Annotated in this window: 20 protein-coding genes; 4 read left to right on the top strand and 16 right to left on the bottom strand. The window is 55.5% G+C overall.

The genetic code is table 11. The annotated features are described in order from the left end of the window. Positions 1–28: 28 nt before the first annotated feature. The 4 genes from wzzE to trxA form a co-directional block, all read right to left on the bottom strand. Positions 29–1,057, bottom strand: coding sequence for an ECA polysaccharide chain length modulation protein (gene wzzE, locus NV64_RS12875; protein WP_056234716.1), 1,029 nt, complete (start codon positions 1,055–1,057; stop codon positions 29–31). A gap of 39 nt (positions 1,058–1,096) precedes the next feature. Then, positions 1,097–2,185, bottom strand: coding sequence for a UDP-N-acetylglucosamine--undecaprenyl-phosphate N-acetylglucosaminephosphotransferase (gene wecA / locus NV64_RS12880; RefSeq protein ID WP_056234714.1), 1,089 nt, complete (start codon positions 2,183–2,185; stop codon positions 1,097–1,099). Between the two features lie 240 nt (positions 2,186–2,425). Beyond that, positions 2,426–3,685, bottom strand: coding sequence for a transcription termination factor Rho (rho, locus tag NV64_RS12885; RefSeq protein ID WP_056234711.1), 1,260 nt, complete (start codon positions 3,683–3,685; stop codon positions 2,426–2,428). Positions 3,686–4,046: 361 nt separating this feature from the next. Then, entirely contained in the window at positions 4,047–4,376 is a 330-nt protein-coding gene (trxA, locus tag NV64_RS12890; protein ID WP_056234709.1) for a thioredoxin TrxA, read from the bottom strand. 132 nt (positions 4,377–4,508) lie between these two features. Here trxA and rhlB point away from each other — a divergent pair, with 132 nt between their 5' ends. Continuing rightward, the gene (gene rhlB / locus NV64_RS12895) at positions 4,509–5,801 is read left to right on the top strand and encodes an ATP-dependent RNA helicase RhlB (protein WP_056234707.1); all 1,293 of its coding nucleotides are present in this window, start codon (positions 4,509–4,511) and stop codon (positions 5,799–5,801) included. A 6-nt stretch (positions 5,802–5,807) separates the two neighbouring features. Further along, positions 5,808–7,292 carry a guanosine-5'-triphosphate,3'-diphosphate diphosphatase gene (gppA, locus tag NV64_RS12900; protein ID WP_056234705.1) on the top strand — a complete coding sequence of 495 codons (1,485 nt, stop codon included), beginning with the start codon at positions 5,808–5,810 and terminating at the stop codon, positions 7,290–7,292. 44 nt (positions 7,293–7,336) lie between these two features. Here gppA and NV64_RS12905 read toward each other — a convergent pair whose 3' ends face one another. From NV64_RS12905 to NV64_RS12945, 9 genes are all read right to left on the bottom strand, one after another. Continuing rightward, positions 7,337–8,719, bottom strand: coding sequence for an SGNH/GDSL hydrolase family protein (locus NV64_RS12905; protein WP_056234702.1), 1,383 nt, complete (start codon positions 8,717–8,719; stop codon positions 7,337–7,339). A 132-nt stretch (positions 8,720–8,851) separates the two neighbouring features. Beyond that, positions 8,852–10,870 carry a DNA helicase Rep gene (rep, locus tag NV64_RS12910; protein ID WP_056234700.1) on the bottom strand — a complete coding sequence of 673 codons (2,019 nt, stop codon included), beginning with the start codon at positions 10,868–10,870 and terminating at the stop codon, positions 8,852–8,854. 149 nt (positions 10,871–11,019) lie between these two features. After that, positions 11,020–11,601 carry a DoxX family protein gene (locus NV64_RS12915; RefSeq protein WP_056234696.1) on the bottom strand — a complete coding sequence of 194 codons (582 nt, stop codon included), beginning with the start codon at positions 11,599–11,601 and terminating at the stop codon, positions 11,020–11,022. A gap of 9 nt (positions 11,602–11,610) precedes the next feature. Beyond that, positions 11,611–12,315 carry a putative DNA-binding domain-containing protein gene (locus NV64_RS12920; protein WP_056234692.1) on the bottom strand — a complete coding sequence of 235 codons (705 nt, stop codon included), beginning with the start codon at positions 12,313–12,315 and terminating at the stop codon, positions 11,611–11,613. After that, positions 12,275–13,144, bottom strand: a complete 870-nt coding sequence (locus tag NV64_RS12925; protein WP_101506070.1) for a DUF692 domain-containing protein — start codon at positions 13,142–13,144, stop codon at positions 12,275–12,277. Before NV64_RS12925 ends, NV64_RS12920 begins: the two co-directional genes overlap by 41 nt. Continuing rightward, on the bottom strand, positions 13,132–13,446 hold the full coding sequence (locus NV64_RS12930) for a hypothetical protein (protein WP_072166331.1): 315 nt from the start codon (positions 13,444–13,446) through the stop codon (positions 13,132–13,134). Before NV64_RS12930 ends, NV64_RS12925 begins: the two co-directional genes overlap by 13 nt. A 10-nt stretch (positions 13,447–13,456) precedes the next feature. Then, positions 13,457–14,392 (bottom strand): MBL fold metallo-hydrolase, encoded by a 936-nt coding sequence (locus NV64_RS12935; RefSeq protein WP_056234859.1) that lies wholly within the window; start codon positions 14,390–14,392, stop codon positions 13,457–13,459. A gap of 136 nt (positions 14,393–14,528) precedes the next feature. Continuing rightward, positions 14,529–14,621: a cytochrome bd-I oxidase subunit CydX gene (gene cydX / locus NV64_RS12940; protein WP_072166330.1), complete on the bottom strand. Its 93-nt coding sequence runs from the start codon at positions 14,619–14,621 to the stop codon at positions 14,529–14,531. A gap of 96 nt (positions 14,622–14,717) precedes the next feature. Continuing rightward, complete coding sequence (locus tag NV64_RS12945; RefSeq protein WP_101506077.1) at positions 14,718–16,277, bottom strand: cytochrome ubiquinol oxidase subunit I; 1,560 nt, start codon at positions 16,275–16,277, stop codon at positions 14,718–14,720. Between the two features lie 584 nt (positions 16,278–16,861). On the opposite strand from NV64_RS12945, the gene ppiC reads away from it, so the two are divergent. Next, a complete protein-coding gene (ppiC, locus tag NV64_RS12955; RefSeq protein ID WP_101506072.1) occupies positions 16,862–17,143 on the top strand; it encodes a peptidylprolyl isomerase PpiC in 282 nt (93 codons plus the stop codon). Positions 17,144–17,210: 67 nt separating this feature from the next. Here the strand turns inward: ppiC and ilvC are convergent, their stop codons facing one another. Continuing rightward, entirely contained in the window at positions 17,211–18,686 is a 1,476-nt protein-coding gene (ilvC, locus tag NV64_RS12960) for a ketol-acid reductoisomerase (protein WP_056234682.1), read from the bottom strand. Positions 18,687–18,851: 165 nt separating this feature from the next. On the opposite strand from ilvC, the gene ilvY reads away from it, so the two are divergent. Next, a complete protein-coding gene (ilvY, locus tag NV64_RS12965; RefSeq protein WP_101506073.1) occupies positions 18,852–19,733 on the top strand; it encodes an HTH-type transcriptional activator IlvY in 882 nt (293 codons plus the stop codon). On the opposite strand, the gene ilvA is transcribed toward ilvY, so the two are convergent. Both ilvA and ilvD read right to left on the bottom strand, forming a co-directional pair. After that, positions 19,730–21,274 (bottom strand): threonine ammonia-lyase, biosynthetic, encoded by a 1,545-nt coding sequence (gene ilvA, locus NV64_RS12970; protein WP_056234676.1) that lies wholly within the window; start codon positions 21,272–21,274, stop codon positions 19,730–19,732. The genes ilvY and ilvA overlap by 4 nt on opposite strands. A 5-nt stretch (positions 21,275–21,279) precedes the next feature. After that, positions 21,280–23,130, bottom strand: coding sequence for a dihydroxy-acid dehydratase (ilvD, locus tag NV64_RS12975; RefSeq protein WP_056234673.1), 1,851 nt, complete (start codon positions 23,128–23,130; stop codon positions 21,280–21,282). Between the last annotated feature and the right edge of the window lie 3 nt (positions 23,131–23,133).

Raw genomic sequence — 23,133 nt, forward strand, 5'->3', positions numbered from 1 at the left:
ATTGTTGAACTGCATTCGCCGGGCATCCTTAGCCACGGCGCCGTCTGACCAGCGCCGTACCTGCACCGATCAACACCCCTACCGATCCCCACATGATCATCAGCAGCAGACGGCGCGGGCTGTCACGCGTCACCGGCTCTTCCGGCGTGCGCAGGTAGCGCCAGGCCTTAAAGGAGGAGACCAGCGTCGGCCCAACGTTCAGCGTCGCCAGCATGGCACGGTTTTGATCGTATTCGAGGTCGTAGTCCGGGCCACTGGCGCGCAGGTTTTCCAGCCGCGCCTGCAGCATAGGCCGCCCCAGCAGGTAGAGCTCAGAGTCCGGCAGCTGCTCAGACGGCGTAGCGGTATGGGCCTGCTCCAGCCCCTGGGTCTGGGCGATTTTCAGCGCCTGCTGGACGCTGTTGAGCTGGCGATCGTAAATCGCCTTCGCCACCGCTTCCTGACGCTTAATCTGCGCTTTTAGCTGGATGGTGCGTGCGGCCCAGGCCCCGGATAATGCATCATTCAGATGCGCGGTAGCCCGGGCGTTGGCAAAGGCCACGTACTGACGCAGCAGCGTGTTGGCTTCCGCCGAAGTCTCTGCCACCAGTTTCACGGTGTCATTGGTTTTTTTGAGGCTGTCCGCCGGCTGATACTGAATACTGGCAATCAGCTTATCCAGCAGTACCGCGTCATCCGCCACTTTGCCGACCTGCCGCTGTTTGTAGTAAGCAGACTGCAGCCAGAAGTCACGCCGGGTATCCCATGCGGAGAGCTGCATGACAAACTCCTGGTAGGCTTCGTCCATCACGTTCGGCAGCGTGGCGTTAGGATTACCGTTACGCAGGTCCAGATTATTAAGGAACTGCTGCTGTGAGTAGTAGCCGGCGAGGGTATTGACCGTTGGGCGGTCGGTAATCGCCGTCGTGCTCCACTGTGGCGTTACCAGCAGCGACCAGACCAGCGCCAGCAGGGCGAACAGCGCACCACCACCGACGATCCACCCTTTACCGCGCCACAGCGTGCAGCACAGGCCCCGAATATCCAGTTCGTTATCTGCAGCGTCAGGATAAGTCATGCATCATTTCCTTGTTGTCGGACATCATCGTTCAAAAAGTCAGCGGTCGTTCTCGTTATTACGCAGGCGACGCTTCAGGCGTTTAATCATCCGCGCCACGCGCCACGCACGTTTAATACAGTAGCCGTACAACATAAAGGCCAGTAAAAACAGAACCAGCATTACCCATTCGGGAGTGAAGCTCAGGTACTCACCCAGCACGCCCACCAGCGCCAGCACGGCGGCCGCGAGGGTGATCAGCACAAAAGCCTGACGCGAGGTGAACCCGGCACGCATAATCAGGTGGTGAATATGCTGGCGATCCGCAGAAAACGGGCTCATACCCTTACTCAGACGCCGGTACATGATCGCCACCATGTCCATCAGCGGAATGGCAATCAGCCACAGCGCCGTCACCGGCGTAATCGGGTGGCTCTCTCCCTGGGTGGTCTCCAGCAGGATCCAGATAATGGTGAAACCAATCAGCGTGCTGCCGGCATCGCCCATAAACACTTTGTTGTGGCGGCCGAACACGCCGAGGTTCAGTAAAATATAGGGCAAAATCGCCGCAATCATAGTGAAGCACCACATTGCCAGGCTCAGCTGACCGTCGGACAACAGGATCATGCCCATCGCGAAGAAGGTGACGCAGGACAACCCGCCCAGCAGGCCATCGATGCCATCGACCATATTGAACGCGTTGATCGCCGCCCAGACGGCAAACAGGGTCAGCACGTAGCCAAACGGGCCGACGATCAGCTCCCAGGGGCCGAAAATATAGCCAAGGCTGAGCAGATACAGCTTCGCCTTGACCATCATCACCACCGCCACGCCGGCCTGAACCACCGCGCGAATTTTTACGCTGATATCGAAGCGGTCATCCAGCGCCCCGACCAGCACCAGCGCGGCGGCGCAGCCCAGATACAGCAGAAAATGGGGGACATAAAAGTCGGTCATCAGCCAGGCAAAACAGCTGCCGGCAAATACCGAAATACCCCCGACCAGCGGGATGGTTCCCTGGTGGCGTTTGCGGTAGTTAGGCTTGTCCACCAGGCCGATTTTTATAGCCACCTTGCGGGCAAAAAACAGGAACGCCAGTGAAAATAAAAAAATCAGGGCAAGTTCTGTACTCATATTGAGTAAATTCACATTAACCAGCTCTCAGCTAAGAATTAGCGCAATGTTATAAGCAATTTTGGTGCCATAATCATTAGTGTAATTCAGATTTTATTGGTCAGGCCCCGCACAAGCAACGTATCAGACACGTTAATTTGCACGAACTTGCAGGTGCACTCCCGCGTGTAAAACAGCGTATAGAGCAGAAACGAAAAACGCCACGACTATGCGTGGCGTTTCCCGAGTTTAGAACACAGCTGTGACGGTTGACCGTTACGAACGCTTCATCATGTCGAAGAAGTCATCGTTGGTTTTGGTCATCGCCAGCTTGTTGATGAGGAATTCCATTGCGTCGATCTCACCCATCGGGTGGATGATTTTACGCAGGATCCACATCTTCTGCAGCTCTTCCGAGGTGGTAAGCAGCTCTTCTTTACGTGTACCAGAACGGTTGTAGTCGATAGCCGGGAACACACGCTTCTCAGCGATTTTACGCGCCAGGTGCAGTTCCATGTTGCCGGTACCTTTGAACTCTTCGTAGATCACTTCGTCCATCTTCGAACCGGTATCAACCAGCGCGGTGGCGATGATGGTCAGGCTACCGCCCTCTTCCACGTTACGTGCCGCACCGAAGAAACGCTTCGGACGGTGCAGGGCGTTGGCATCCACACCACCGGTAAGTACCTTGCCAGAGGCCGGTACCACGGTGTTGTAGGCACGCGCCAGGCGGGTGATGGAGTCCAGCAGGATGATCACGTCTTTTTTGTGCTCGACCAGGCGCTTGGCCTTTTCGATCACCATCTCAGCAACCTGAACGTGGCGCGATGCTGGCTCATCAAAGGTAGAAGCAATGACTTCGCCTTTAACCAGACGCTGCATCTCGGTCACTTCTTCCGGACGCTCGTCAATCAGCAGCACCATCAGCACGCAGTCAGGATGGTTATAAGCAATGCTCTGCGCGATGTTCTGCAGCAGCATGGTTTTACCGGCTTTAGGCGGTGCCACGATCAGACCACGCTGACCGCGACCAATTGGCGATGCCAGGTCGAGCACGCGGGCCGTCAGATCTTCCGTTGAACCGTTACCGCGCTCCATACGCAGACGCGAGTTAGCGTGCAGCGGCGTTAAGTTCTCAAACAGGATCTTGTTACGGGCATTTTCAGGCTTGTCGTAGTTAACTTCGTTAACTTTCAACAGCGCAAAGTAACGCTCACCCTCTTTTGGCGGTCGAATCTTGCCAGAGATGGAGTCACCAGTGCGGAGGTTAAAGCGGCGGATTTGGCTAGGGGAAACGTAGATATCATCGGGACCGGCGAGGTAGGAGCTGTCTCCAGAACGGAGGAAACCAAATCCATCCTGCAATATCTCGAGTACGCCGTCGCCGAAGATGTCTTCGCCACTTTTCGCGTGTTGCTTGAGGATGGCGAAGATAATGTCCTGTTTGCGCAAGCGCGCCAGGTTTTCCAGCCCCATATTTTCGCCGAGAGTGATCAGGTCAGAAACCGGCGTATTTTTTAATTCGGTAAGATTCATAATGGTGGGTTCTTAAACTCGGGGTAAAACTTGAACTGTTTGTCGTCAATGGTATGGCTAGAGATCCATGCCTGTTTAATGGCGGTCTGTTCCCGGGTCCACTCGATGATCGCATGCAGGATAACGCAGATCTGAGACGAGGAGACGGTAAGGAAAGTGCCGGAATTCAGTTGATACTAACCGTCAGATTGCTGAATGTCTGTAAAACTGTGATGAATACAGCGTTCAACAAGGAAAAAATCTAAAGATGCAAACTAGCAAGGTAAGTTCGTCGTGCAGTGAATTTAACTTAGCACGCCTAAAGCCGGGCGTCCAGCGGTCAGAAAAAAAATCCGCAGCGCAGGACGCCGGTATCGTGTGATTAGCCCAGGTTCGCGTTCAGGAACTCTTTCAGCTGACCTTTAGACAGTGCGCCCACCTTGGTGGCTGCCACTTCGCCGTTCTTGAACAGCAGCAGGGTTGGGATACCGCGGATGCCGTATTTAGGGGCAGTGGCCGGGTTCTCATCGATGTTCAGCTTGGTGACGGTCAGTTTACCTTCGTACTCTTCTGCCACTTCATCAAGAATTGGCGCGATCATTTTGCACGGACCACACCACTCGGCCCAGAAGTCGACCAGGGTCACGCCTTCAGCTTGCAGAACTTGCGTTACGAAGCTGTCATCTGTCAGGTGAATAATTTTATCGCTCATGTTTACTCCAGGAGATTATCTTTACCTAAATGATGTAGCAGGAAGCAGCATCAGGTTAGCGTTATTTCACTCGCTTTTATTTCAACGGATATGCTTTCGTAAAGCAATACTAAGCTGATATTCTACCACACTATGAGCAAAACACACTTAACCGAAAAGAAGTTTTCCGACTTCGCCCTGCACGCTCAGGTGATTGAAGCCCTTGAAACTAAAGGCTTTCAAAATTGCACGCCTATTCAGGCGCTGGCATTACCGTTTACGCTCTCCGGGCGTGATGTAGCAGGTCAGGCGCAAACCGGTACCGGCAAAACGATGGCGTTTCTGACGTCAACGTTTCATCATCTTCTCTCTCACCCCGCTCCGGAAGGTCGCCAGGTTAATCAACCGCGCGCGCTGATTCTGGCTCCGACCCGCGAACTGGCGGTTCAGATCCATGCGGATGCAGAGCCGCTGGCGCAGGTAACCGGACTGAAACTCGGTCTGGCTTACGGTGGCGATGGCTACGATAAGCAACTGAAAGTGCTGGAAAGCGGTGTTGATATCCTGATTGGCACCACCGGCCGTTTAATCGATTACGTCAAACAGAACCACGTTAATCTGGGCGCGATCCAGGTGGTGGTACTTGACGAAGCCGATCGCATGTTCGATCTCGGCTTTATTAAAGACATCCGCTGGCTGTTCCGCCGCATGCCTGCCGCCAACCAGCGCCTGAATATGTTGTTCTCCGCCACGCTGTCATTCCGCGTGCGTGAACTGGCTTTTGAGAACATGAACAACGCGGAATACGTAGAAGTCGAGCCAGAGCAAAAAACCGGACACCGTATTAAAGAAGAGCTGTTCTACCCTTCCAACGAAGAAAAAATGCGTTTGCTGCAAACGCTGCTGGAAGAAGAGTGGCCGGATCGCGCCATCATTTTTGCCAACACCAAGCACCGCTGTGAAGATATCTGGGGCCACCTGGCCGCCGATGGTCACCGCGTGGGTCTGCTGACAGGCGACGTGGCGCAGAAAAAGCGCCTGCGTATCCTGGAAGATTTCACTAAGGGTGATGTCGATATCCTGGTGGCGACCGACGTGGCCGCGCGTGGTCTGCATATCCCGGCCGTGACGCATGTCTTCAACTACGATCTGCCTGACGATCGTGAAGACTACGTGCACCGTATTGGCCGTACCGGCCGTGCCGGTGCCAACGGTCACTCAATCAGCCTCGCCTGTGAAGAGTACGCGCTGAACCTGCCGGCGATTGAAGAGTATATCGGTCACAGCATTCCGGTCAGCCGCTATAACAGCGATGCGCTGATGAGCGAACTGCCGCCGCCGAAGCGTTTAACCCGCAACCGCACCGGTAACAACCTGCGTCGTGGCGGCAACAACAATCGCCGTGGCAGCGCGCCGCGCAGCCCCAACCGCAAACGCCCGGGTTAAGCCACCATGCTGAGCGCGTCATCACTTTATGCTGCCATCGATCTCGGATCGAACAGTTTTCATATGCTGGTGGTGCGCGAAGTGGCTGGCAGTATCCAGACCATTGCCCGCATCAAACGCAAGGTGCGCCTGGCGGCCGGGCTGGACAGCCAAAGCCAGCTCTCTGGTGAAGCCATGGAGCGCGGCTGGCAGTGCCTGCGGCTGTTTTCCGAACAGCTGCAGGATATCCCGTCGGAACAGATCCGCGTGGTGGCGACCGCCACCTTGCGTATCGCCGCTAACGCCGGCGAGTTCCTGATCGCTGCTCAACAGATCCTCGGTTGCCCGATCAACGTGATCAGCGGTGAAGAGGAGGCGCGCCTGATCTACCAGGGGGTGGCCCACACCACCGGTGGTGCGGATAAACGTCTGGTGGTGGATATCGGCGGCGGCAGCACCGAGCTGGTTACCGGCAAGGGCGCGCAAACGACCGCGCTGTTCAGCCTGTCAATGGGCTGCGTCACCTGGCTGGAACGCTATTTCGCCGATCGCCACCTTGGCCGTGAGAACTTCGCTCAGGCAGAGGCCGCCGCCCGTGAGATGATCCGTCCGGTGGCCGCGGTGTTGCGCGAGCAGAGCTGGCAGATCTGTGTCGGCGCCTCCGGCACCGTGCAGGCGCTGCAGGAAATCATGATGGCGCAGGGCATGGACGAGCGGATTACGCTCGGCAAGCTGCAGCAGTTGAAGCAGCGCGCCATTCAGTGCGGCAAGCTGGAAGAGCTGGAGATCGAAGGCCTGACGCTGGAGCGGGCGCTGGTGTTCCCCAGCGGCCTGTCGATCCTGATCGCCATCTTTATCGAGCTGAATATCGAGAGTATGACGCTGGCCGGTGGCGCGCTGCGCGAAGGCCTGGTCTACGGCATGCTGCACCTGCCGGTGGATCGCGATATTCGCAGCAGGACGCTGCACAACGTTCAACGCCGTTTTACGATCGATGCAGAACAGGCCGAGCGCGTCCGCCAGCTGGCCGAGAGTTTCGCCCGCCAGATTAGCCAGAACTGGAAGCTGGATGACATCAGCCGGGAGCTGCTGGACAGCGCCTGTCTGATCCATGAAATTGGGTTGAGCGTCGATTTCCGTCAGGCGCCACAGCATGCGGCCTATCTGGTGCGCAATCTCGATCTGCCCGGCTTTACTCCGGCCCAGAAAAAACTGCTGGCAACCCTGCTGCAGAATCAGCGAAACGGCATCGATCTGGCGTTACTGAGCCAGCAAAATGCCGTGCCGCCGCGGGTGGCGGAACGTCTTTCGCGCCTGCTGCGGTTGGCGATCATTTTTGCCAGCCGCCGCCGCGATAATACGCTGCCTGCGGTGCGCCTGCTGGCGGAGGAAGACACCCTGACGCTGACCCTGCCAGCCGGCTGGCTGGAAGCCCATCCGCTGCGCGCCGAGCTGCTTGAGCAGGAAGTGCACTGGCAAAGTTATGTGCACTGGTCGCTGACGATTGTCTGAACATTAAACCGGAAGGCGATGTATGTCACCTTCCGGTATCTTTATTACTCTTCGATAGTCAGATTGTAATGCTGAATAATGGCTGCCATTATCTTCGTTGAAATCAGTTCATGGACATAGGTTGTTGGATGCACGTTATCCCAGAACAGGTGAACCTTATCATGTCGACATGATGGCGAAGGTTTGAAATTAAAAATATAATCCGGCAAGGGTAAAATGTTGTTGATGTCCAGGCAGGCATGTTTTACATCATCAATGCCATGCTCCCCCGGATTTTTCACCAGGTCATTGAAGATTTTCTCAACATCAATAAGATAAATATCAACGTTACCTCGGTTACGGTATTCATGGCGTTTTACGCTCTCTTTTATTCCGTTGTTAAGGACGCGTACGTAATCCTTTAACCTGAGCCTTTCGCTATCAGACTTATCCTGCATCCCCGGCACCAGAGAAACATCAGGTGCCGTCATTACGATGATGCTCTTCGCTCCCAGGCTCGTCAGCCGGGAAATCCCCTTATCGATATTAGATATCATCTCTTCAGGTTCAATATCACCATTCATCAGATCATTACCACCGGCCATGATTGAAAAGAGCGATTTCCCTGCATTGTAGTTTTTGTCTTCATTCATATAGGAAACGAAAGAGTCGATCTGCTTGTCAATTCCAGGGATCTTAATCAGCCCCAGTACAGAGGTATCTTTTGTTTCAGCCCCTCCCACCGCCCAGTTGTAGGAATGAATCCCCAGATTTCCAGCCAGATACTCGTGCCAGACATAGCCATTACTGAAATGTCCACGATACCAGGTCTTTGAATTCGGGGCTTTCCACATTGAGGCATTGAATACGTTGCTGTTGTCAGTCAGGCTGTCACCAAAGGTTATGATACGTTCGAATGCGCCATTTTTCCTCAATCCTTTAGCATCATAATTCATTGACCAGATCGTGTGGTCAAAAGACTGACTATTATCCGCAGCATATATTTCCAACTGTCTGACATTTACCCCCTCACTGGCCAGCGTTTTCCTGCAAATTTCTTCCAGCTTTTTATATGGCGTGTCAGTGTAGAACATATTCTTCCACTGCATTATAAAATTCGACCACCAGTGGCCATTGAGTTTATAGTATCCGCTGCCAGACTCATTTTTTGCCCAGTACCAGGTGCTTCCGGGGTGAGCCTGATTATTGTCCAGACGAGTAATGCATCGCATGTAGGTATAGGTTGACTTTTGCCCTAAAAAAACCCTTTGCGAAGGACGATCATTATTATCAAAATCAGTTTTTATCAATGGCGTTTCGCCCAGATAATTATCCAGCTCTACCACCGGGAATACACTTTTCTCATCATCCTCACTTGCGAGCGCAACGGATGATAACGCACCACCTAATAGCACCAATGAAATAGAAAACAGAATATTTTTTTTCACAAAAAAACCTTTAGACGTCGAAATAAATTGAACGTCAAAGGATAATCACTATCGAAAAAAATTATGACTTTTGAAAGCTTAAAACCCATTTAATTTATTAATACAGGGCAGCCAGGTAACTGAAAGAACCCCTTATTTTCTTGCTTTATCCAGCATTGCTCTTAATCCCGCCACCCGGCTCTGCCCGGTCTGCATCCGCTCTTCGGCGCTGACCACTTTACGCTCACTTTCCCAGTTCACATCGTCCTGCGGTAGCTCAAGCAGGAAACGGCTTGGCTCCGGGCGCACCAGCTCACCGTACTGGCGGCGCTCGCGGCACAGGGTGAAGGTCAGCTCTTTCTGTGCGCGGGTAATCCCCACGTAGGCCAGACGCCGCTCCTCCTCGATATTGTTCTCATCGATGCTGCTCTGGTGCGGTAACAGCCCCTCTTCCATGCCGACCATATAGACATAGGGAAACTCCAGCCCTTTGGAGGCGTGCAGGGTCATCAGCTGCACCTGATCAAGCTCCTCGTCACTTTCACCGCGCTCCATCATGTCGCGCAGGGTAAAGCGCGTCACTACCTGGGTCAGCGTCATCGGTTCATCAATGTCGCTGCCTTCCAGCATTTCGGTCATCCACTGGAACAGCGTGTTGACGTTTTTCATGCGCATTTCGGCGGCTTTCGGGCTGGCCGAGGTTTCAAACAGCCAGCTCTCATAGTCAATACCACGGATCAGATCGCGCACTGCGGCGACCGGCTCGCGTTCCGCCAGCCGTGCCACCTCCTGCAGCCAGCTGGTAAAGCGCTGCAGGGATTCCAGCCCGCGTCCGGTCAGCGTCTGGCTGAGACCCATATCGAAGCTGGCGGTAAACAGGCTTTTATTACGCTGCATTGCCCACTCGCCGAGCTTTTGCAGCGTGGCGGCGCCGATCTCACGGCGTGGCGTGTTAACGATGCGCATAAAGGCGCTGTCATCGTCAGCGTTGGTCAGTACCCGCAGGTAGGCCAGCAGATCTTTGATTTCCGGGCGCGAGAAGAACGAGGTGCCGCCGGAGATGCGGTAAGGGATACGGTTCTGCATCAGCATCTTTTCAAACACGCGCGACTGATGGTTTCCGCGGTAGAGGATGGCATAATCCTTGTACTGTGTTTTATTAATAAAGTGGTGGGCGATCAGCTCGCCGATCACCCGCTCCGCCTCATGATCCTCATGGTTGGCGGTCACCACCTTCAGCTCAACCCCGTAGCCCAGCTCGGAGAACAGTCGCTTTTCAAACACGTGCGGGTTGTTGGCGATCAGGATATTGGCTGCCTTGAGAATACGTTCGGACGAACGGTAGTTCTGCTCCAGCTTGATCACCTGCAGCGCCGGGAAGTCCTCTTTCAACAGCACCAGGTTCTGCGGCCGTGCCCCGCGCCAGGAGTAGATTGACTGGTCGTCGTCACCCACCACGGTAAAACGCGCCCGTGCACCCACCAGCAGCTTCACCAGCTCGTACTGGCTGGTGTTGGTATCCTGGTATTCGTCAACCAGCAGATAGCGAATGCGCTGCTGCCAGCGTTCACGCACCTCCAGGTTGCGCTGGAACAGCAGCGTCGGCAGCAGGATCAGATCATCGAAGTCCAGTACGTTGCAGGACTTCAGATGCCTGTCATACAGTGCATAACAGTGGGCGAACAGCTTGTCGCGCTCCGACTGTGCGCCTGCCGCTGCCCGCGACGGATCCAGCAGATCGTTCTTCCAGTTGGAGATCGTCGAGATCAGCTGCTGCAGCAGGTTTTTGTCGTTCTCCAGCCACTCTTCGGTGAGATCTTTCAGCAGCGCCAGCTGATCCTGATCGTCAAACAGTGAAAAGTTGGATTTCATCCCCAGCGCGGCGTACTCGCGTTTAATAATCTCCAGCCCGAGGGTATGGAAGGTCGAAATCATCAGCCCGCGCGCCTCTTTACGCCCCAGCGTCTGCGCCACGCGCTCTTTCATCTCGCGCGAGGCCTTATTGGTGAAGGTCACCGCGGCGATATGTCGCGCCTGATAACCGCATTCGCGGATCAGGTGGGCGATTTTATTGGTGATAACCCGCGTCTTACCTGAACCGGCTCCGGCCAGCACCAGGCAGGGCCCGGTGACAAATTCGACGGCATGTTGCTGACCAGGATTAAGACGCATAGCTTGAAAATTCCACAGGTATAAACAGGCGGGCAGTATACCCAAAGATGCCCGGACTGTGGAGAAGGGATAGGATCGAGGCCCCGTAAAGGGGCCAAAAAAAACAGGCAGAGGCAGCCGGACGCGCTCTGCCTGAATGCATGACAGGCTTAGCCCAGCTTCTTGCGCAGCCAGTAGTCGACGCTGACGTAACGCCCACCGCCCCAGAACAACAGCACCAGCAGCATCACAAAATAGGTGGTCGAAAACTCCATCCCGTTGTTGAGGATCACCGGGTCACCGAGTTCGGTAATATAGTTGTAACGGCCGGGGAAGTTCGCCTGCAGCCACTGCAGGAAAATCGCCAGGCGCTGGCTGGACTCCATCGTATTACTGGCAATGGCCAGCCACCCGTGCGACCAGTGCACCATAGAACTGGCCACGCTCATCAGCACGATCATCGGGATAGAGATAATCCGCGTAAACAGACCCAGCGCAATACAGACCAGCCCAATGACCTCTGTCCCGGTGGCCAGTAGCGCCATCAGCCAGGGAAACGGCAGATCCAGCCCACCCTGGGAGGCCGGCGTGGAAAACCAGGCCACCGTACCGCTGAAACCCACCACTTTTGAGTGTGCCCCTTCGTAAATCACCGGCAGCAGATACAGGCGAATGGCCAGCAGGGCGATAAAGTCTGCCTTCCGGCACTTTGCCACCACCTGATCGTACAGTGAAAGAAGTTTGTTTTTCATAGAAGGTCCTTATCGTGTTTGCAGCGAAATAAAGTCAATTTCCTGGTTACGGTTAAGCCATTCCCCCAGATAGCGGGCATCGCTTGCGTTTAGCGCCTGTTCCAGACTGGCAACAAGACAGAGCTGTTGATCAACAATCAAATGCAGCATCTGGCCATCAAAGGCGGTCAGCCGTTTTTTCACCACCTTGTGATGGCGGTTTCTGAAAATTCCGCAGGGGAGTTGCCCCTCATTAATCTGATAACCGCCTTCATCAGAAAAAACGCCGGAGAACTGAATGCAGTTCAGCGTTGGATTGATCGTGACCGCCAGAGGCGTAGCCGGGTCATGGTGATCCGCGCTTTGCAACGGTATTTCCGCCGGATCAATTTCCACCGCCAGCAGCACCCACTCGTATTCAATCAGCTGACATTCAGCACGACTGACGGCGTGAGTACGGTGGATAAAATGGACAAATTCTGTCGCAATGTGGTGGAATTCAGCCTCCTCTGCGCCATGCTCCTCCAGAAAACGTGCGGCGAGCTGCTTAATGCGTTGCGGACCCGCCTGCTGACTGAACTGCGGGAACGAACTGCCGATCACTTCACTCACACTGCCGCGTAAAAACGCGCGGTAGTTGCGTACGGCAGTGGGAAAAACCTCGCCCTCTTTCTCCCGTAACTGTGCGGAGAAATTACGAATAAGCTGCGCGATGCGTCTGGGTGGCTGGCTCATGTTCGCTCCTTGCCTGATGAATAAACTCAGTAACCGTGACCAGTTCCTCGCACAGCGTGTTCAGGGGGGGGACATGGTTATCACGCTCCAGCAGCAGCGGCCGGGTGCCGTGAAAACGAAATGTCTCCCGCGCCAGCCGCAACACATCGTCATCTACCGGCATGCCGTGGGTATCCAGCAGGCCGCTGGGGGTGTGCAGGTGTCCGGCAATGTGGTAATAACGAATTTTCTCACCGGGTAGCGCACGTATATAGCTCAGCGCGTCATAACCATGATTCTGTGCATTGACCCAGACGTTGTTGATATCCAACAACATTTCGCAGGGGCTTTTTTCCAGTAACGCCAGCCAGAACTCGATCTCCGGCATTTCGCCGGCATAACCGTGATACCAGGAGATATTTTCCAGCACCAGCGGGCGATCGAGGATATCCACCACCTGACGAATGCGTCCCGCCAGATAATCGATATTCTCCGCGAAGCGGGGTACCGGCAGCAGGTCATAGAGATACCCTTGTTCATCGCGGCAGAAGCTAAGGTGATCGCTGTAAATGGCAATCTGGTACTCATCCAGAAAGCGCCGGATATTGGCCAGATAATCAAGATTAAGCGGAGAGAGATCGCCAATCGACAGGTTCAGGCCGTGAGCAACCAGCGGATAACGGCCGGCGATATCATCCAGCATGGTGCGCCGTGCGCCGCCGATATCCATCCAGTTATCCGGCGCCAGCTCCAGGAAATCGATGTGCGGGTGCCGCGGCTGCCCGCACAGATCGGCAAGGTGATCGCTCCTGAGTCCAATTCCCTTGCTGTCAGGCGCTATTGACCACATACGCCGCTGACCAGATTCGTGCCACAGGCTTTTTCCACCCCATCCGCTCTTAATCCACGCGCATGGGTGCCGCATTTACCGTCACGGGTTCTGACCATCAGATCCTGCGGGTTATGCTTAATTTCCGCCTTGCCGTAGATCTTCTCGGTACCGCATTTACCGCTGGCACATTTTCCCCCCGAGGTCGGGGCTTTTGCTACCGACGTTTCCGTGGCAGCTGTTTCAGTCTGGGCATGGGCAGCCGCCCCGGTCAGACCAACAAATGAACTCAAGGCGATGGAAAGCATCAGTTTATTTTTCATCACTATCTCCTTAACGCGCTAAGCTAATCGGAAAGCAGGACAGATCGCGGCTGGCGTAAACCTTGCCGTGATAGTATTTTTTAACGATATCAAGCGTGTCTTTTTTCAGAACCAGGCTCTTGCCCATGAAATGGTTCAGAACCAGGATTTTGGGCTGGACTTGTGCGGCAATTTTTCCCACTACCGATGGTGGCGCATGCATGAACTTCGATTCTGCATCGGCGTTTTCATCGATCGCCGCAGGCATAACCAGAATGTCGGCACCTTTAGCAAAATCGATAAACGCCTTGTTGGAGCCATTCTGATCGGCAGATACCACAATGACGCCTTCCGGACTTTCAATGCGGTACGCCAGGGTAGGTACATCGCCATGAGGAATACCTAACGCCGTAACCTTCAACCCATCCGCGTCATACACCGGCTGAGGGGTGGTAGATTTGTTATCAATATCTTCCAGGTTAACTTTCAGATTGATGCCGTCAGTGGCGTTGTACAAACCGGAAAGATAGGCGTAAGCGCCCTTATCTTTCGAGAACTGATCGGCAAAGTAGTCGGTCATTTTTGGGAAACCTGCGCCGCCCTCCGGCCCGGACAGCAGCACTTGCTCTTTATTACGCAGGAAAAATCCGCCTTTCAGGATGGCAGCGAGGTCAGCAACGTGATCGGTATGCAGATGCGAAATCCCGATCAGTTTCAACTCTTCCAGCCGGGCGCCGGACTGACCAAAGCGTAAGAAGGTGCCGCCGCCAGCGTCAATCAGAATACGTGATTTACCTTTGTACCAGATGACTTCGCCGGAAGAGGCGCGCTTATCATCACTTATCGGCCCGCCTGAGCCTAACAGCTGCAGCGTGTAATCTTTACTTTGGCACTGTAATTCTGCCGCCAGCGTGCTGCCGGTAAAAACCAGCGCGGCGGAAAGCAGAGTGAGTTTGATTAATTTCATTTTCAATTCCTACTCCTTATGAATCAAAAAACCAGGTTGAATCAGAAATAACATTATTGATGGCGGAGCTATATAACCTTCGCAGTCAGCGAATAGCCGGTCAATAGTGAAAAGCATCGATTAAGAACGAGTAAGGTTATGACTCGATCTCAGATGAGTAACTTAGCCCGGCAATAATTCCGCAGGAACACGCCAGCAGCACCCCCAAAAACCAACAAAAATACCACATACTCCCTCCTTATTTTACGGCGCAGCAAATAGACATCCTGCTTTCCAAAAATATTTCTGAATAACAGAGACAGCGATTACCCCCCCCCCATTTCAGTTACGGCGAATGATGCTTCAGGGATTGATTGTTTTCCGCCTTTAAGCCATCCGGACCTTTACGGGCGAACCTTAACATCAGGAATATTTCGGCAATAAAGAACAGCGTATAGAGCGAACACACCAGAATCATTGAGAATAAGACATCGCCCCGGCTGAGTTCAGAACTGGCGGCGAAGGTGGGTAACACTTCACCAATCGCCCACGGCTGGCGGCCGTACTCAGAAACAAACCAGCCGCTCTCCATTGCCAGCCACGGCAACGGTAACCCGTACAGTGTCGCACGCAGCAGCCAGCGCTTCTCACCGACCCGACGGCGAAGAACGCTCCAGAAGGAGAGGAAAATAATCAGTACCAGGCCACATCCACAAACCACCATAATGCGGAATGCAAAAAAGAGCGGTGCCACCTGCGGAATAGAGTCTTTCACTGCCTGCCGGATATCAGCATCGGAGGCCCGGGTGATATCACTCATATAGCGTTTGAGCAGCAGGCCGTAACCCAGATCCTTTTTAACCGCATCAAACTCTTTGCGGACTTCCGGCGCGGGTGATGCGGGATCCCGTTGCAGCTTTTTCAGCAGCGCCCATGCCTTAATGCCGTTGCGGATCCGCACCTCATGTTCGTCCATCAGCTGGTTGATTCCCGCCACCGGCGTGTCGAATGAGCGGGTCACCATTAATCCCATCAGCCAGGGAATTTCAATGGCAAAATGGTTAGTCTGCCGTGCCTGATCGGGAATGCCAAACAGTGTAACGCTGGCTGGGGCGGGCTGCGTCTGCCACTCGGCTTCAATAGCGGCCAGCTTGGTTTTTTGTACGTCGCCCATCTCATAACCGGACTCATCGCCAAGCAGGACGGTGGCCAGCACCGCCGCCATACCAAACCCCGCCGCCACGATAAAGGACATTTTGGCAAACTGCAGATTACGCCGCTTCAGTAAATACCAGGCGCTGATGGCCAGCACGAACATCGCACCGGTGGTGTACCCTGCGGCGGCCGTGTGGACAAACTTGACCTGCGCTACCGGATTAAAAATCACGTCAGCGAAGCTGTTCATCTCCATGCGCATGGTATCCGGGTTGAAGGTCGCACCCACCGGATTCTGCATCCAGCCGTTGGCCAGCAGGATCCACAGCGCTGACATGCTGGAACCGAATGCCACCAGCCAGGTGGTCATCAGATGCTGTACCCGGCTCAGACGATCCCAGCCAAAGAAGAACATGCCGACAAAGGTTGATTCCAGAAAAAAGGCCATCAGCCCCTCCAGCGCCAGCGGTGCGCCAAACACATCGCCGACATAATGGGAATAATATGACCAGTTAGTGCCAAACTGAAATTCGAATATTAATCCAGTGGTCACGCCCATCGCAAAGTTTATACCAAACAACTTCCCCCAGAACTTCGTCATCTCCTTATACAGAACTTTTCCCGTAATGACGTACAGGCTTTCCATAATTGCCAGTAAAAAAGAGAGCCCCAGCGTCAGGGGAACAAACAAAAAGTGGAACATCGCGGTTAACGCGAACTGTACCCGAGAGAGGGTGACCACATCCATTATCACGCTTATTCCTCCACAAAATGATCTTCCTGCCAGGAAATCAACCACCCACAATGATGCATTACCTGACGAGGAGAACGTTAACACGGGGGAAGTTATAGCGCGTAACTCATTATTTACTTGTTACTTACCTTTTTTTTAGATATTAAAAAACAATCACCATCAACTTCAGGTGAAAAACCTTTTTTACCTTAAAAATCACATACCCGATAATTAAGATAAAACTTATTATTCCCCTGGTACTCCATCTCACATCAATCCGTCCAGAAATAATATACTGCTCAGTAAAACAATGGTATGCGTTCCCGGCGAGACGGGCTTGCGTCACCTGCTGATACATCCCCTCATCATTTTCTGCCTGACCGCGCTGAATACGGACGCCGTCATCCCTGTTCTCCTGTTTCGGCCATGATGCTTTCCGTGTCTGTTCACGGCGATTGCCGGGCAGGCGATCGCGTGTTCATTATTTAGTCCGCGCGGCAGAAAGGCATTTAATGCCTCCTGTCGCGTGCCGTACGCTGAACAGGTATAGTAGCGCCATCCTGGCCACTGGCCTGAACTGACTGAACGATTCGGAGAACAACATGGCGAAGACCGCAGCAGCACTGCATATTCTGGTAAAAGAAGAAAAACTGGCTCAGGAGCTGTTAACGCAGCTGCAGCAGGGCGCCGACTTTGAGAAGCTGGCGAAGAAGCACTCTACCTGCCCGTCAGGTAAGAAAGGCGGTCATCTGGGCGAATTCAAACAGGGTGCGATGGTGCCGGCGTTCGATAAAGTGGTGTTCTCCTGCCCGTTGATCGAACCCCAGGGCCCGCTGCACACCCAGTTCGGTTACCACATCATCAAAGTGATTTACCGCAACTAAAAAAAAAGACGCCCGCAGGGGCGTCTTTTTTTGTGGGCGGCACATCAGCCGCCCCGCGTCTGGCTGATTAGCCCGCAACCGCGATACGTTTCATATCGGTCATGTAGCCACGCAGCTTGCTGCCCACGGCTTCGATTGGGTGGTTACGAACCGCTTCGTTCACGTCACGCAGCTGTGCGTTATCCACCGCGTTGCCTTCGGTGCCCTGGCCCAGGTCGCCTGGCTGCAGGGTGGTCATGAACTCTTTCAGCAGCGGAACCGCAGCGAAGGAGAACAGGTAGTTACCGTACTCGGCGGTATCAGAGATCACCACGTTCATTTCATACAGACGCTTACGCGCGATGGTGTTGGCAATCAGCGGCAGCTCGTGCAGCGACTCGTAGTAAGCTGACTCTTCGATGATGCCTGCGTCAACCATGGTTTCGAACGCCAGCTCAACGCCCGCTTTCACCATCGCAACCATCACTACGCCTTTGTCGTAGTAATCCTGCTCAGGGATCTTGCCTTCGAACTGTGGTGCGTTTTCGAATGCCGTTGCGCCGGTCTCTTCGCGCCAGGTCAGCAGGTTTTTGTCGTCGTTAGCCCAGTCAGCCATCATGCCGGAAGAGAACTCACCGGAGATGATGTCGTCCATGTGCTTCTGGAACAGCGGTGCCATGATGGTTTTCAGCTGCTCAGACAGCTCATAAGCGCGCAGTTTCGCCGGGTTAGACAGGCGATCCATCATCAGGGTGATACCGCCAAACTTCAGTGATTCGGTGATGGTTTCCCAGCCGAACTGCAGCAGTTTTTCAGCGTAAGCCGGGTCAGTACCTTCCGCCACCAGCTTGTCGAAGCACAGCAGTGAACCGGCCTGCAGCATACCGCACAGGATGGTCTGCTCACCCATCAGGTCAGATTTCACTTCGGCAACGAAGGAAGATTCCAGCACGCCCGCACGGTGACCGCCGGTTGCCGCAGCCCAGGCTTTAGCAATCGCCATGCCTTCGCCTTTCGGATCGTTTTCCGGGTGAACGGCCAGCAGCGTTGGCACGCCGAAACCACGCTTGTACTCTTCACGCACTTCGGTACCCGGGCACTTAGGCGCAACCATCACAACGGTGATATCTTTACGTACCTGCTCGCCAACTTCAACGATGTTAAAACCGTGCGAGTAACCCAGCGCTGCGCCCTGCTTCATCAGCGGCTGTACCGCCTGAACAACGTCAGAGTGCTGCTTGTCCGGCGTCAGGTTAACCACCAGATCCGCCTGTGGGATCAGATCTTCGTAGGTGCCAACGGTGAAGCCGTTTTCGGTCGCTTTACGCCATGAAGCACGTTTTTCTGCAATGGCTTCAGCACGCAGGGCGTAGGCGATGTCCAGGCCGGAATCGCGCATGTTCAGGCCCTGGTTCAGGCCCTGAGCACCACAGCCAACGATGACGACTTTTTTGCCTTTCAGGTAGCTGGCTTCATCCGCGAACTCTTCGCGCGCCATAAAGCGGCATTTACCTAATTGCGCTAACTGGTTGCGCAGGTTCAAAGTGTTGAAATAGTTAGCCATGGGAAACTCCGTATCAGGTTGTGGTGCATGATGTTTGGTATCAGGGCCGTTCATTGCCAGCCCTTACTATGCCCCCATCATATGACAGGAAATGCATTGCTGAAATTGATATATTAACAAGATGATATTGCATAATCTGCAACGTGAAACAGAGGCCTGAAACAGATGGACTTACGCGATCTGAAACTCTTTCTGCATCTGGCGGATAGCCGCCATTTTGGCCGCAGCGCGCGGGCGATGCACGTCAGTCCGTCAACGCTCTCAAGGCAGATCCAGCGGCTGGAGGAGGACCTCGGCCAGACGCTGTTTTTACGTGACAATCGTACCGTTACCCTCACTGACGCCGGCGAGCGGCTGCGCCTGTTCGCTCAGCAGACGCTGTTGCAGTATGAGCAGATGCGTCACGCGCTGGGGCAGAACGGCACCTCGCTGAGCGGTGAGCTGAAGCTGTTCTGTTCGGTGACCGCGGCCTACAGCCACCTGCCGCCGATCCTCGACCGCTTTCGCGCCGAGCATCCGCTGGTGGAGATTAAACTGACCACCGGCGATGCCGCCGATGCGATGGAGAAGGTCCAGTCTGGTGAAGCGGATATCGCCATCGCCGGCCGGCCGGAATCCCTGCCCGCCAGCGTCGGCTTTATGCCTCTGGGGCTGATCCCGCTGGTGCTGATTGCCCCTGCGCTGCCCTGCGCGGTGCGCAGCCTGGCGACACAGCCGAAGCCCGACTGGGCGCAGATCCCGTTTATTCTGCCCGACCAGGGGCCGGCGCGCCGCCGCATCGATTTGTGGTTCCGCCATCGCCGCATTGCCAATCCGCAGATCTACGCCACGGTATCCGGGCATGAGGCAATCGTCTCGATGGTCGCGCTGGGCTGTGGCATTGCGCTGCTGCCGGACGTGGTGCTGGAGAACAGTCCGGAGCCGATCCGTAACCGTATTCTTGAACTGGAGGATGTGGAGATGGTGGCGCCGTTTGAACTGGGCGTTTGCGTACAAAAAAAGCGGCTCACCGAGCCGCTTATTGATGCCTTCTGGAAGCTGCTTTAACCCTTGAGGAAGAAGCGGAACGCCGGGTTATTGCTCTCGTCGTGGAAATCATAGCCCAGCGCCGTCAGGTGCTCTTCAAACTGCGGTTCGCTGTCGCTCAGTTCAAAGGCGGCCAGCACGCGACCATAGTCGGTGCCGTGGCTGCGGTAGTGGAACAGCGAGATATTCCAGTGGGTGCCGAGCGTCTGCAGGAAACGCAGCAGCGCGCCGGGCGCCTCCGGGAATTCGAAGCTGAACAACCGCTCGCGCAGCGGCTTCGACGGCCGCCCGCCGACCATATAGCGCACGTGCAGCTTGGCCATCTCATCATCTGAGAGGTCGACCACCTGATAGCCGCCGTCGCTCAGCAGTTCGAGGATCTCCCGGCGCTCTTCCAGCCCGCGCGTCAGCCGCACGCCGACAAAAATACAGGCGTCTTTTTCATCGGCATAACGGTAGTTGAACTCGGTGACCGAGCGGCCACCCAGCAGCTGACAGAAACGCAGGAAGCTGCCCTGCTGTTCCGGGATGGTCACCGCCAGCAGCGCTTCGCGCTGTTCGCCCAGCTCGCAGCGTTCAGAAACATAGCGCAGGCCGTGGAAGTTGACGTTGGCACCCGACAGCACGTGCGCCAGGCGCTCACCCTGGATCTGGTGCTGCTGGATATACTTCTTCATCCCGGCCAGCGCCAGCGCGCCCGAAGGCTCCGCCACCGCACGCACATCGTCAAACAGATCCTTCATCGCCGCGCAGATCGCGTCGCTGTCGACGGTGACGATGTCGTCAAGATACTCCTGGCACAGACGGAAGGTTTCACTGCCGATGCGCCTGACCGCCACGCCTTCGGCAAACCCGCCGACGCGCTGCAGGTCGACCGGATGGCCGGCGTCCAGCGCCGCTTTCAGGCAGGCTGAATCCACAGCTTCCACCGCAATCACCTTGATCTGCGGCATCAGCTGCTTGATCAGCACCGCCACGCCCGCCGCCAGCCCGCCGCCACCGACCGGCACGAACACGCGATCGAGATGCGCATCCTGCTGCAGCAACTCCATCGCCAGCGTGCCCTGACCGGCGATCACCATCGGGTGATCGAACGGCGGCACAAAGGTGTAACCCTGCTGTTCCGCCAGCTCGATGGCCTTAGCTTTCGCCTCGTCAAAGTTGGCGCCAAACAGATAAGCCTCACCGCCAAACGCCCGTACCGCATCAACCTTGATATCGGCGGTGGCCAGCGGCATCACGATCAGCGATTTAATGCCGAGCTTCGTCGCGGACAGCGCCACGCCCTGCGCGTGGTTACCCGCCGAGGCGGTCACTACGCCACGCGCTTTCTGCTCTTCGTTCAGCCCGGCAATCATCGCGTACGCGCCGCGCAGCTTAAAGCTGTGCACCGGCTGGCGATCTTCACGCTTCACCAGAACGGTGTTGCCGAGGCGTGCAGAGATCTTCTCCATCTTCTGCAGCGGCGTGACCTGCGCGGCTTCATACACCGGCGCACGCAGCACCGCACGCAGATACTCTGCGCCGGTCGGACAGTCGGATAACGGTTGAGACTCGGCCATCGTGGTTAGCCTCCCAGCTTGCTCTTGTCACGGACCGCGCCTTTGTCGGCGCTGGTTGCCAGCGTCGCGTAGGCACGCAGCGCGAAGGAGACCTGACGCTCACGGCCGTGAGGCGTATAAGCCTGATCGCCACGGGCATCTTCTTCACGGCGACGCGCGGCCTGCTCTTCATCAGAGATATCCAGATGGATACCGCGGTTAGGAATATCGATGTTGATCCTGTCACCATCTTTCACCAGCGCAATGGTGCCGCCGCTGGCCGCTTCCGGAGACGCATGACCGATCGACAGGCCGGAGGTACCACCGGAGAAACGGCCGTCGGTGATCAGTGCACAGGCTTTACCCAGGCCCATCGACTTCAGGTAGGTGGTCGGATACAGCATCTCCTGCATGCCCGGGCCGCCTTTCGGTCCTTCGTAACGGATCACGACTACGTCACCGGCTACCACTTTACCGCCGAGGATCGCCGCAACCGCATCGTCCTGGCTTTCATAGACTTTGGCCGGGCCGCTAAACACCAGGCTGCCTTCATCGACGCCGGCGGTTTTAACGATACAGCCGTTTTCAGCGAGGTTGCCGTACAGCACCGCCAGACCACCGTCCTGGCTGAAGGCAAATTCGCGTGAACGAATACAGCCTTCCTGACGATCGTCGTCCAGCGTGTCCCAGCGGCAGTCCTGCGAGAAGGCCTGGGTGGTACGAATACCTGCCGGGCCGGCGCGGAACATCTTTTTCACCGCTTCATCTTTGGTCAGCATGATGTCGTACTGGTCCAGCGTCTCGCGCAGGCTCAGGCCGAGGATGTTGCGCACGCTGTTATCCAGCAGTCCGGCACGATCCAGTTCGCCGAGGATGCCGAGTACGCCACCGGCACGGTGCACGTCTTCCATATGGTATTTCTGCGTGCTGGGTGCCACTTTGCACAGGTGCGGCACCAGGCGCGACAGGCGGTCGATATCGGAGATATCGAAGTCGATTTCGCCTTCCTGCGCGGCGGCCAGCAGGTGCAGAACGGTGTTGGTGGAACCGCCCATCGCGATATCCAGCGTAATGGCGTTTTCAAACGCGGCCCTGCTGGCGATGTTGCGCGGCAGTGCGCTTTCATCATCCTGCTCGTAGTAACGCTTGGTCAGGGCGACGATGCGCTTGCCGGCGTTAAGGAAAAGCTCTTTACGGTCCGCATGGGTCGCCAGTAACGAACCGTTACCCGGCTGCGACAGGCCCAGCGCTTCGGTCAGGCAGTTCATGGAGTTGGCGGTAAACATCCCTGAGCAAGAGCCGCAGGTCGGGCAGGCAGAGCGTTCAATCTGATCGCTTTCCGCATCGCTGACGTTCGGGTTGGCACCCTGGATCATCGCATCGACCAGGTCGAGCTTGATGATTTTATCCGACAGCTTGGTTTTGCCGGCTTCCATCGGGCCACCGGAGACGAAGATCACCGGAATATTCAGGCGCAGTGACGCCATCAGCATTCCGGGGGTGATTTTGTCGCAGTTGGAAATACAGACCATCGCATCGGCGCAGTGGGCATTAACCATGTATTCAACGGAGTCGGCGATCAGCTCGCGGGACGGCAGGGAGTAGAGCATCCCGCCGTGACCCATCGCGATGCCATCGTCCACGGCGATGGTGTTGAACTCTTTCGCCACGCCGCCGGAGGCTTCGATCTGCTCGGCCACCAGCTTACCCAGGTCGCGCAGGTGTACGTGGCCCGGTACGAACTGCGTGAAGGAGTTCACCACCGCAATAATCGGTTTACCGAAATCGTCATCGGTCATTCCTGTGGCGCGCCACAGGGCTCGGGCACCCGCCATGTTGCGGCCGTGGGTGGTGGTAGCTGAACGGTACTTAGGCATGCT

Origin of the sequence: Erwinia sp. B116 (assembly GCF_002865965.1) — a bacterium.
Taxonomy (GTDB): Bacteria; Pseudomonadota; Gammaproteobacteria; order Enterobacterales; family Enterobacteriaceae; genus Erwinia.